Origin of the sequence: Pseudomonas sp. B6002, from assembly GCF_013385985.1 — a bacterium.
Taxonomy (GTDB): domain Bacteria; phylum Pseudomonadota; class Gammaproteobacteria; order Pseudomonadales; family Pseudomonadaceae; genus Aquipseudomonas.
On record NZ_JACAOY010000034.1, the window covers coordinates 55,959 to 66,420 of the forward strand.

Here is a 10,462-nt window from a genome sequence, read left to right on the forward strand (position 1 = left end):
ACGGGGCGCCTCAGATCAAAATCAAAAGCGACTCGCTACGCATCGTGGATGCGTTTTTTTCCTCTGTAGGAGCCGGCTTGCCGGCGATGGCGCCAGACCTGTCGGCAACGCTCAGGCGGCCAGGTTGCGCAACAACGGCAACACCTCCGCCCCCACATGAATCGCTTCCTCCAAATGTGGAAAACCCGACAGGATAAAACTGTCCACCCCCAGCTGGTGATACTCCTCGATCCGCTCCGCCACCCGGGCATAACTGCCCACCAGTGCGGTCCCCGCGCCGCCACGGACCAACCCCACACCGGCCCACAGGTTGGCCGACACTTCCAGCTCACGGGCGCCACGGCCACGGCCTTGCATCAGTTGGGTCTGGCGGTTCTGGCCGACCGATTCATAGGCCGCCATCTGCCGCTGTGCCTGATCGATGGCGTCCTTGGGGATTTCTTGCAGCAGATGTTCCACATGGGCCCACGCGGCGTCGTCGGTGGGGGCGGCGAACACGTGCAGGCGCAGGCCGAAGCGCAAGATGCGGCCCTGGGCGGCGGCCAGGTCGCGCATGCGCTGGATGCGTTCGGCGATCATCGCCGGTGGTTCGCACCACATCAGGTAGGTTTGCCCATGGGCCGCGCCGACCCGCTCGGCGGCTTCGGAGGCGCCGCCGAAGTAGATCGATGGTGCCTCGGCGCCCGGTGCAATCGGTGTATGGATCGCGCTGCGGTAGTAACGGCCCGGGTGGATCGGCGGTTGCCCGGCCCACACGGCCTGGAACATCTGCAGGAATTCAGCCGTGCGCGCATAACGCTCGTCATGCTCCAGGAAATCCCCCAGGGAGCGCTGTTCAAAGCGGCTGGAGCCGGTCACCACGTGCAGCGCCAGGCGGTTTTCGCTGAGCAGTTGCAGGGTGGCCGCACGGTGCGCGGTGTAGGCGGGCAACTCGGTGCCGGGTCGCAGGGTGAGCAAAAATTTCAGGCGGCGTACTTCCTGGGCCAGCACGGCGGTGATCAGCCACGGGTCTTCGAAGCCGCTGGCGGTGGGCACCATGATGCCGTCGAAACCGGCCTGTTCGGTGGCCCGCACAATCTGGCGCAGGTAGTCCAGGGTGGGCGCGCGTTCGCCTTGTTGGAACAGCCCGACCTTGGGCAAGCCGCTGCTGGTGAGGTGGCGACCGTCGCCATTGGTGGGCAGGAACCAGTCGAGCTGGATCGGTGGGCGTACGTCTGTGCTCATGCTACGGGCGCTCCTTGCGCAAGAGGGGCAGTACCTGTTCGCCAAACCGCAGCACATCGCCCACGGCCGGCCCGCCTTCGAGGATCAGCTGGTTCAAGCCCAGCCCGTGCAATTCCTGCAGGCGCGTGGCGATCTGCTGCGGCGTGCCCACCAGGATCAGCGGTTGCCCGGGGGCGCGTTGCAGCAGGTTCGGGTGCACTTCCCATTGGCGCAGCGGGTGGCGTGCGCGGGGCAGGGTGGCGAGCAGTTCGTCCGGGACGTCCGCCACGGGCAACAACGCGGCGGCGGTCTCCCAGGCCAGGTCTTCGCTGTCGCCGAGGATCAGGCCGAAGGTGCAGGCGAAACCCAGCGCTGGCTGAATCGCCCGCCAGCGCTGGATCTCCTTGGCGAGGGCCTTGGGAGCGCCAGGCGTGAGCAGGCAGGTCTGGGCATGGGCGCTTACCAGGCTGTGGCTCTGGCTGTCGTCGAGAATCAACCCGGGAGCGGGCAGTTCACGGCGGGCAACGCCGGCGTTTTCCAGTTGGAAATACCGGCCCTGGTAATCCAGGCCCGTATCATCGGGCGCCAGCAGTTGCTGCAGGATCTCCAGGTACTCGCCGATGCGCTCGCTGCGCTGGTCACGGTTGAGCCATTCGCCAAAGGCGCTGCGTTCGCTGTTGGGCAGGTGCAACTGCACCCGGTGCCCGCTGATCGATTGCAGGCTTTGCAAGGTCGTGGCCAACGCGGCGGGCAGCATCACTTCGGGTGGCACGCTCACCGACAAGCGCACCCGCCGCGTGTGCGCACACAACGCCGCCGCCACGCCCAGGCTGTCAGCGCACAGCGCACCACCGGGAATCCACAGGCCGTCGAGGCCGGCGTATTCCACGGCCTGGGCCAGTTGAATCCATTGCCCCGGCCGCGCCGCCCAGTCGGGGGTACACAGGGGCATCAGCCAGCTGAATTCAAGGGGCATGCATAAGCTCCGTCAGTCATCGTCTTTTCCAACCCAAGGCCGGGGCGATGTCCCGGGCAATCGTTTCCAGGCGCTTGAGGATCTGCGCCTGGGTCGAGCTTTCCGCCTGGACCACGGCGATCACGTAATCAGCATAAGGCAGCAGCGCAGGATCCTGTTGCAAGCTTTCGATCACTTCATCGGGATGGCCGTGGTGCACATTCATCAGGCGCAAATGGGCCTGCAGATCGACCGCCTCGTCGATCAGCCCTTCACGCTGCAGGCGCGGGATATGCCGCTCGATGTCCACCGCCAGTTCGGCCTGGGCGTCGGCGCGGCTGGGTGCCGGGAAAATCGCACGGACCACGCCGATACGTGGCGAGCGGTCGGTGTGTGACCAGGCTTGCAAGTAAGCCTCGGCCAGTGGTTTTTGCACGGTGAGTGGGTCGTGGGTCGCGGTGCCCAACAGCAGGCCGTTGCCTTGTCGGGCCGTGTAGACCGCACCATCGATGCTGCCCTGGGAATGCCACAGGCGCTGCCCCAGGCGAGGCGCGGGAGGTTGCAGGGTCAATTCACCGGCGAGCGCCTCGCCGGCCAGCAGGTGCTGCAAGCGTTGCTGATGCTCGGCAAATTCCACTTGGCGCTGGGCGGGGTCACGGTCAAACGCGCTGAAGTTATCCAGGTTCGCGCCGCCGCTGCCCAGGCCCAATTGCACTCGGCCGCCACTCAACGCGTCGAGCACGCTGGCGTCTTCGGCCAGGCGGATCGGGTCTTCAAATGGCAGCACAATCACCCCGGTACCCAGCTCGATCCGCTGGGTACGCTCGGCCACCGCAGCCAACAACACCAGCGGTGAGGGCAGCCGGCCGAAACCGTTGCTCAGGTGGTGCTGGGCGATCCAGCCACCGTCAAAGCCCAAGGCTTCGGCCACTTCGAATTGTTCGATCAGGTCGTGGTAGACCTGCTGCGGGTCGTCGCCAAAGGCGTGGCTGAGAAAGCCCAGTTTGAAGGTCATGACAGGGCTCCTGAGGGCCGGGCCGGTTGCCAGCCCAAAGCCGGGGCGACGTGTTCGCGCAGGGTTTCCAGGGCGTGGATGGCGTCGCGCAGCGGGGTGCTGACGGTCTGTACTTGCAGGATCAGGTGGTCGTGGGCCGTCAATGCCGGGCCTTGCTGCAACTGCTCGACGATGCGTTCCACCGGGCCATGCAGGATGCCCAGGCGTTCGAGCGTGGTGTCGAAGTTATCGTCAATTGCGCCCTTGAATACGCCGATGCGTTGCTGGCGCTCCACATACGCCAGGATGTCGCGGCGCGTGGCGTCGCCGGGCGACGGAAGCAGCGCCTGCACCCGCACAACGCGGGCCGGAGTACCGTTGTCGCCGGTCCAGGCATTGCGGTAGCGCTCCACCAACTCCACGCCAGCGTGCGCCGGTAAGTGTGGGTTCGGCGCCATGATCAGGCCGTGGCCACGTTCCGCCACCCGCTCTACTCGCGAGGTGGCTTCCCACACGCGGTGGCTCAGGCCATTGGCCCGTGGCAGCAGGCGCGCCCCGTTATCAGCCAGTGGCGCGTTGCCCAGGGCTTGGAGCAACTGCTGCAGGTGCTGCTCGTAATCCCGGTGCCTTGCCTCATGTTCGCGGCCAAAGGCCAGGAACGTCTCGGGATCAAACCCCGCGCCAAGGCCCAGCTCCAGGCGACCGTTGCAGAGCAGGTCCAGCACCGCCGCGTCTTCGGCCAGGCGCAGCGGGGCTTCCTGGGGCAGCACGATAATCCCCGTGCCCAGGCTGATGCGCCGCGTGCGCTGGGCAATCGCGGCGAGCAACACCAGTGGCGAAGGCAGGCGCCCGTGCTCACTGGCAAAATGGTGCTGCGCGACCCAGCCACTGTCGAAGCCCAGTTCTTCGGCGGCTTTGAACAACGTCAGGGTGTCGCGGTAAACCTTGGGATCAGCGCTGGGGCTGTAGACGCGACTGAGAAACCCCAGGGAAAAGCCTGTGCTCATGGTGTCAGCTCCCGGGTCAATTGTTTTTGCAGCGCAGGACCGGCATTGAGAGATTCCGGCAGGCCACTGAACGGGCTGATGGTCAGGTAGCCTTTGTTCAGCCACACCGCTTCATCATGCTGTTGTGCGGCGGTGGCAGCAGGGCTGTACTGGAACCCGATGCCCGGTTTTCCCGGCAGGTTGAACCGCTTGAGGTCGTCGGTGTACAGCGCCTCAAATCCCACGTAGCTACCAATCCGCGTGAGTTTCACGCCCTTGGGCTGTGCCTCTTTAGGCAGGTTGATGTTCAGGCCCAGGCCCGTCGGCAGCAGGGCGCCGTTGGGTTGGCGATGGCGGTCGAGGGCTTGAACCAGCTTCGCCACCAGCCGGGCGACGCGCTGTGGGTCTTGTTCCTTCAGGTCGGTACTCACCGCCAACGCCGGGATGCCCGCCTGCACCGCAGCACTGGCGGCGTTGAACGTGCCCGACGCCAGGTTGATTGCGCCCAGGTTGTTGCCGGGGTTGGGGCCGACGATGACCAGGTCGGGGTGGGGCAGGACTTTTTTCAGGCCCATCAGCAGCGCCATCACCGGGGTGCCGCTGATTTCGATCTGCACGGCCTTGCCGGCGCACTCAGGGCTTTGGCACACGCCGTTTTCGTGAGTGCTGATGTAGTAACTGTCAGGGTAGGCGGGGTCGCTGTCGCGCCCCACGCTGACTTCACGACCAAAGAAGAACGCGCCACCGCGCGCGCTCTGGTCGCTCTGTGGTGCGGCGATCCGCACGGTATGCCCCTGGGCCTTGAGTTCGGTGTACAAGGCGCGAATATTCGGGTGCTGATAGCCGTCGTCATTGGTCAGCAAGATGTTCAAGGCAAAGGCTTTGCAAGCGAACACACTGCCGCAGGCCAGCATCCAGGCGCTGCGTTTCATGCAGGGGCCCCCGTCGTAAAACGATTGGCAGGGCGTGGCAGGCCAAGGTTTTCGCGCAGGGTGGTGCCTTCGTAGGCCTCGCGAAACAGCCCGCGCGCCTGCAACAGCGGAATGACCCGGTCGACAAACAGGTCGATGGCGCCGGGGAAATACGGGAAGAACACGTTGAAACCATCGCAGGCCCGCGCCTGGAACCACGCCTCGAAGTGGTCGGCCACGTCTTCGGCCGTGCCGATCACCGGGTTGCCACCGGCCAGGCGCAGGTACAGCTGGCGGATGCTCAGGTTTTCCTTGCGCGCCAGTTCCAGCACCTTGTCCCGGCGGCTGCCACGCTGGCCGACCGGCGTGTCGGGCAGCGGGCCGTCGAGGTCATGGCCCGACAGGTCGATGTCCTCGCCCAGGGTGTCCGCCAGCAGGCGCAGGCCCAGCACCGGGTCGATCAGGGCCTGGAATTCTTCGAAGAGTGCCTGGGCCTGTTCACGGGTGTCGGCGATGAAGGGGGTGATGCCCGGCAGGATCTTGATGTGGTCCGGGGCGCGGCCGAAGGCGACGGCGCGTTGTTTGATGTCCTGGTAGAACGCCTGGGCGCTCTGCACGTCATGGGCATGGGCAAAGATCAGCTCGGCGACCCGGGCCGCGAGGTTCTTACCCGGCTCCGATGCGCCGGCCTGAACCAGCACCGGATGGCCCTGGGGCGAGCGCGCCACGTTGAGCGGGCCGCGCACCGAGAAATGCTCGCCGCGATGGTTGAGGGTGTGCAATTTGGCCGGGTCGAAATACTCGCCACTGGCTTTGTCGCGGGTGAAGGCGTCGTCGTCCCAACTGTCCCACAGGCCCTTGACCACATCATGGAATTCTTCGGCGCGCTGATAGCGATCGCCGTGATCCACATGGTTTTCGCGGCCGAAATTCCACGCTTCATCCGAGACCACCGAGGTCACCAGGTTCCAGGCCGCGCGGCCCTTGGACAGGTGGTCGAGGGACGCGAATTTGCGCGCGATGTGGTAGGGCTCGTTGTAAGTGGTGGTGGCGGTGGCGATCAGGCCGATGTGCCGGGTGACGGCGGCCAGGGCCGACATCAGAGTCAGGGGTTCGAAATGCTCGGCGCGCGCCGTGCGGCTCAAGGCATCGTGATGATGCCCCCACAGCGCGACCACGTCGGCGATGAACAACGCATCGAACTTGCCACGTTCGGCGGTTTGGGCGATGTGCTTGAAGTGCTCGAAATCCAGGCTGGCATCCGCCTGGGCCAAGGGGTGGCGCCAGGCAGCGACATGGTGGCCGCTGTTGGCGAGAAACGCCCCCAGCTTGAGTTGATCGGTACGGCGGGTCATGAGCAGGCTCCCATTCAAGTCAGGCACGGGGCTGGCGAACCGGCCCCGTGCACCAGGTCAGAAGTTGTAGGTCACGCCGGTGTACCAGTAGCCGCCGGTGGTGCCGTAGGGCGAGAAGTTGCCGTACGGGAAACCGCCCGAACTGCTGGCCAGATCGGTGCGTTCCGGGTACTTGTTGAACAGGTTGTTGGCGCCGGCATTCAGGGTGACGGCCTTGGTCAGGTGATAGTCGATGTTCAGGTCGGTGATCCACGCCGGCGAGAAAGTGCGGTCGTAGATCTCGGCGGTGCCGTATTGGGTGTACTCGCCGTAGCGCGTCAGGTTAAGCGCCACTTCCAGCTTGTCGTAGGTCCAGGTGGTGCCCAGCAGCAACTTGGATTGCGGCAAGCCGTACTTGAGGTTGCCCTGGCGCTGGCGGTCATAGCCACCGTCCGGGCCGAGTGCCTGTGCGGCAACGGCTGAGGCATGGATGTCGTCGATCTGGGTGGTGTTCCAGTTGAAGCCTGCCGAGTACTTCAGGCTGCCCCAGGCGCCGATGTCCTGGCGGTAGTCGCCCACCAGGTCGACGCCGCGCGTGGTGGTGTCCAGTGCGTTGGTGAAGTAAGTGACCGCCTGGTTCGGGTTGAGGCCGGCAGCCGCGAGGATCGCGTTGATCTGTGCGGTGCCGCCGAGGTAGCCGGTCTGGGCGATGCGGTCCTTGATCTTGATCTGGTACGCATCAAGGGTGATGTTGGTGGCATCGGTAGGCTGCAGGGTGAAGCCGACGCTGAAGTTGGTGGATTTTTCCGGCTTGAGCTTGCTGGCGCCGAGGGCCTTGGCCACGTCGGAGTCCACCGCCACGTTGCGGTAGTCAAACAGTTGGCCGTTGACGCTGGTCTGCGAGGTGGCGCTGTAGATCTGCTGGGCCAGGGACGGCGCACGGAAGCCCGTGCTGACGGTGCCACGCACGGCCAGGATCGGGGTCAACTGGTAACGGGTGGAGAACTTGCCGTTGGTGGTGGTGCCGGAGCCGTCGTTGTAATGCTCGTAGCGCCCGGCCAGGTCCACGTGCCATTTGTCGGTGAAGTCCTGCCCGATCTCGCCGTAGCCGGCCAGGCTGGTGCGGCTTTTCTGCGCGGCATCGGCCGGGGTGGTGCCGGCGCCGGAGATGGTGCCGGGTGGGATCAAGGCACCGTTGGCGCCGGTGCTGAACGGCCCGCTGGCGTAGGAGGCGAGGTCGCCCTTGCCGATCTTGTAGTCCTCGTAGCGTTGCTCCAGGCCCCAGGAAATCTGGGTCGGCTTGTACAGGCCCAAGTCAAAGGCGCGGGTCAGGTCGAGGTTGTTGGTCCACTGGCTGAAGGTCTTCACGCCGGTGTCCACCGAGGTCGGCGACGTCGGGCCGTAGCTCAGGTTGTAGGTGTCGGTGAGCGTGGCGCGGGCATGGTCCTGGCCGAAGGTGCTGGACAGGTCGTAGTCCCAACCGGCGGCCTTGCCTTTGCCGCCGAATGCGACCTGGAAGTCCTCTTCGATGAAGCGCAGGTTGTCTTCGATGCCTTCCGGGTACGGCGTCTGGATACCGTTGAAGCTCGACGGCTGGTGGAAGGCCAGGGGTTTTTCCGAGTTGCGGTGGGTGTAGGTGGAGAACGAATACAGGGTCAGCGCGTCATCCACCGGCAGCTCGGCGTTGTAGCCCAGGCTGAAGTTTTTCGCCTCGGGCAGGCCGGTGCCGTAGTAAGTGTGTTGCTGGCTGGTGTTGCCGGCGGAGTCGGTGTACGGCGCGTTGTCGGAGCGGTCGGAGACGTTTTGCTTTTTCACGTCCAGGGCCAGGTTGATGAAGCCGTCGTTGGGCAGGGCCAGGCCGACGTTGCCGGTCTGGCGCACGGTTTCGCCGTCGCCGTTTTCATAGTTCTGGCCGTAGCTGGTGGACAGGCTGCCACCGTGGTCGGTCTGCTTGAGCACCACGTTGACCACGCCGCCGATCGCGTCCGAGCCGTACTGGGCCGAGGCGCCATCGCGCAGCACTTCGACGTGATCCACCAGCGCCGTGGGGATCATGTCGAGATCCACCGGCTGCGAGCCGGAGTTGAGGTAGGTGCCGTTGTTGAGCAGTGCGCTGTTGTGACGGCGCTTGCCGTTGACCAGCACCAGTACCTGGTCGCCGTTGAGGCCACGCAGGCTGATGGGGCGCACCACCGAGGTGGAACCGAAACCGGACGACGCCGGCTGGTTGAGCGACGGCAACACTTTGCTCAAGGCGCGGGTCAGGTCACCTTGCCCGGTGGCCAGCAGTTGCTTGGAAGAAATCACATCCACCGGCGCCGGGCTCTCGGCCAGGGTGCGCGCCTGGCCACGGTTGCCGATCACCACCACGGTGTCCAGCGGGTTGTCGCTGGCCGGGGCATCGGCGGCGAGGGCCAGGCTGCTGTAGCTGGCCGCCTCGCACAGGGCGATAAATAACAGGGTATGGGCGAAGGCCTTGCCGGGTCGGCTGCCGGCGGCGCGTGATGCATTCATGATGGGAAACACTCCAGTTGGTTAAGGCGTTGGGCCTTGATCGAGGTCGGCTTGTTGGGTTCAAGCTCTGGTGAGAGGCTGGAGAGCAAAGGCTGTGCCATCGTTAAAAAGTTATTAAAAACAATGGGTTGTTATGTGGTGATAGAGCACTTTGGTGTTTTTCTAACAGCGCCATCAGCAGGCTGCTGATTTTCCTACAGCACCCATCGCCCCTGTAGGAGCCGGCTTGCCGGCGATGAGGCCCCCCGACCTAGCACACGCTATCGCCGGCAAGCCGGCTCCTACAGAGAACGGTGTTTGGCATAGCCCTTGCTGCCTTCGGGCCATACCTCAACCCAAGGAAGCTTTTTTTGTATGCCTAGACCCGGCCCGCGCAACGCCCTCACCGATATCCCAGGCCTCACGGTCGGCCACGCCACGGACCTGCACGTCGACACCGGCGTTACGGTGATCCGCCCCGATGGCTTCTGGACCGCCAGCATCGACATTCGCGGCGGCGGCCCAGGCGGGCGGGAAACCGCGGCGCTGGAGCCCGAAAATATGGTCGGCCAACTCCACGCGCTGGTATTCGCCGGCGGCTCGGTATTCGGCCTGGGCGCGGCGGATGCCGTGGCGGCGAAACTCTCCCAGGACCAGGTGGGCCTGCACCTCAAGCCCGGTGCGCCGGCCATCCCCATCGTGCCTGCTGCGGTGCTGCATGACCTGGCCAATGGCGGCGACAAAGACTGGGGCCTGGAGCCGCCTTATCGGCGCCTGGGCTTTGAGGCGCTGGCCAATGCCTGCGAGGATTTTGGGCTGGGCTCGGTGGGCGCCGGCCGTGGCGCCATGGCCGGGGTGCTGAAAGGCGGGCTGGGCACTGCCTCGCTGGACCTGGGCGACGGGCTGGTGGTCGCCGCATTGGTGGTCGCCAACCCCATCGGCTCGGTGTATATGCCCGACGGCCAAACCTTCTGGGCCTGGCCCTGGGAAGTGGCGGGGGAGTTCGGTGGCCAGCGGCCGCAAACGGAGACGGATTGCAGCGACCCGATGCCGGAACTGTCGCGGCTGGACTCCATGGGCCGCCTGCAAGCCGGCGCCAACACCACGCTGGTGGTAGTGGCCTGCACGGCGCAATTAACCGTGGCCGAATGCAAGCGCGTGGCGATCATGGCCCAGGACGGCATAGCGCGAGCGGTGCGGCCGGCGCATTTGCCGTTTGATGGCGACACAGTGTTTGCCCTGGCCTCAGCGGCGGTGGCCTTAACCGATGGGCCACGGCGGCAGGTGGAAATCGGCCGGATTGGCGCCGCAGCGGCCGATTGTGTGGCGCGGGGGATTGCGCGCGGCGTATTTGCTGCGCGCCAACCCCAGTAGGCGCCGGCTTGCCGGCGATGGCGGTGTGTCAGCCAGCTTATCTGGCACTGATACACCGCTATCGCAGGCAAGCCAGCTCCCACATTTGGATCTCCATTTATCAGGTAGACAGTGGTGTGCCCTTGCCCTTGCCCTTGCCCTGGCTCTGGCTTTTGATGTGGCTTTTGATCTTGATCTTAGGCGCCCCGTTAAACCACGCTGGCCGAACGCAG

Annotated in this window: 8 protein-coding genes; 1 reads left to right on the forward strand and 7 read right to left on the reverse strand. The window is 65.2% G+C overall.

The features are described from left to right. Positions 1–111: 111 nt before the first annotated feature. From HX792_RS28230 to HX792_RS28260, 7 genes are read right to left on the reverse strand one after another with little or no spacing between them, the layout of a single operon-like run. Positions 112–1,224, reverse strand: coding sequence for an LLM class flavin-dependent oxidoreductase (locus tag HX792_RS28230; RefSeq protein ID WP_176999160.1), 1,113 nt, complete (start codon positions 1,222–1,224; stop codon positions 112–114). Between the two features lies 1 nt (position 1,225). Beyond that, positions 1,226–2,179 (reverse strand): LLM class flavin-dependent oxidoreductase, encoded by a 954-nt coding sequence (locus tag HX792_RS28235; protein ID WP_176999161.1) that lies wholly within the window; start codon positions 2,177–2,179, stop codon positions 1,226–1,228. Positions 2,180–2,195: 16 nt separating this feature from the next. After that, a complete protein-coding gene (locus HX792_RS28240) occupies positions 2,196–3,173 on the reverse strand; it encodes an LLM class flavin-dependent oxidoreductase (RefSeq protein WP_176999162.1) in 978 nt (325 codons plus the stop codon). Beyond that, positions 3,170–4,159, reverse strand: a complete 990-nt coding sequence (locus HX792_RS28245; RefSeq protein ID WP_176999163.1) for an LLM class flavin-dependent oxidoreductase — start codon at positions 4,157–4,159, stop codon at positions 3,170–3,172. The genes HX792_RS28240 and HX792_RS28245 overlap by 4 nt, the downstream gene beginning before the upstream one ends. Beyond that, entirely contained in the window at positions 4,156–5,070 is a 915-nt protein-coding gene (locus HX792_RS28250) for a 5'/3'-nucleotidase SurE (RefSeq protein WP_176999164.1), read from the reverse strand. Before HX792_RS28250 ends, HX792_RS28245 begins: the two co-directional genes overlap by 4 nt. Next, positions 5,067–6,404: an LLM class flavin-dependent oxidoreductase gene (locus HX792_RS28255; protein ID WP_176999165.1), complete on the reverse strand. Its 1,338-nt coding sequence runs from the start codon at positions 6,402–6,404 to the stop codon at positions 5,067–5,069. Before HX792_RS28255 ends, HX792_RS28250 begins: the two co-directional genes overlap by 4 nt. Before the next feature lie 57 nt (positions 6,405–6,461). Then, positions 6,462–8,897 carry a TonB-dependent siderophore receptor gene (locus HX792_RS28260; protein WP_176999166.1) on the reverse strand — a complete coding sequence of 812 codons (2,436 nt, stop codon included), beginning with the start codon at positions 8,895–8,897 and terminating at the stop codon, positions 6,462–6,464. Between the two features lie 354 nt (positions 8,898–9,251). Between HX792_RS28260 and HX792_RS28265 the strand changes: the two genes are divergently transcribed. Further along, the gene (locus tag HX792_RS28265; RefSeq protein WP_176999167.1) at positions 9,252–10,250 is read left to right on the forward strand and encodes a P1 family peptidase; all 999 of its coding nucleotides are present in this window, start codon (positions 9,252–9,254) and stop codon (positions 10,248–10,250) included. The last annotated feature ends 212 nt before the right edge of the window (positions 10,251–10,462 follow it).

Excerpts from the sequence above, each read along its gene's own strand:
- HX792_RS28230 (WP_176999160.1), bottom strand. The coding sequence starts at position 1,224 with ATGAGCACAGACGTACGCCCACCGATCCAGCTCGACTGGTTCCTGCCC.
- HX792_RS28235 (WP_176999161.1), bottom strand. The coding sequence starts at position 2,179 with ATGCCCCTTGAATTCAGCTGGCTGATGCCCCTGTGTACCCCCGACTGG.
- HX792_RS28240 (WP_176999162.1), bottom strand. The coding sequence starts at position 3,173 with ATGACCTTCAAACTGGGCTTTCTCAGCCACGCCTTTGGCGACGACCCG.
- HX792_RS28245 (WP_176999163.1), bottom strand. The coding sequence starts at position 4,159 with ATGAGCACAGGCTTTTCCCTGGGGTTTCTCAGTCGCGTCTACAGCCCC.
- HX792_RS28250 (WP_176999164.1), bottom strand. The coding sequence starts at position 5,070 with ATGAAACGCAGCGCCTGGATGCTGGCCTGCGGCAGTGTGTTCGCTTGC.
- HX792_RS28255 (WP_176999165.1), bottom strand. The coding sequence starts at position 6,404 with ATGACCCGCCGTACCGATCAACTCAAGCTGGGGGCGTTTCTCGCCAAC.
- HX792_RS28260 (WP_176999166.1), bottom strand. The coding sequence starts at position 8,897 with ATGAATGCATCACGCGCCGCCGGCAGCCGACCCGGCAAGGCCTTCGCC.
- HX792_RS28265 (WP_176999167.1), top strand. The coding sequence starts at position 9,252 with ATGCCTAGACCCGGCCCGCGCAACGCCCTCACCGATATCCCAGGCCTC.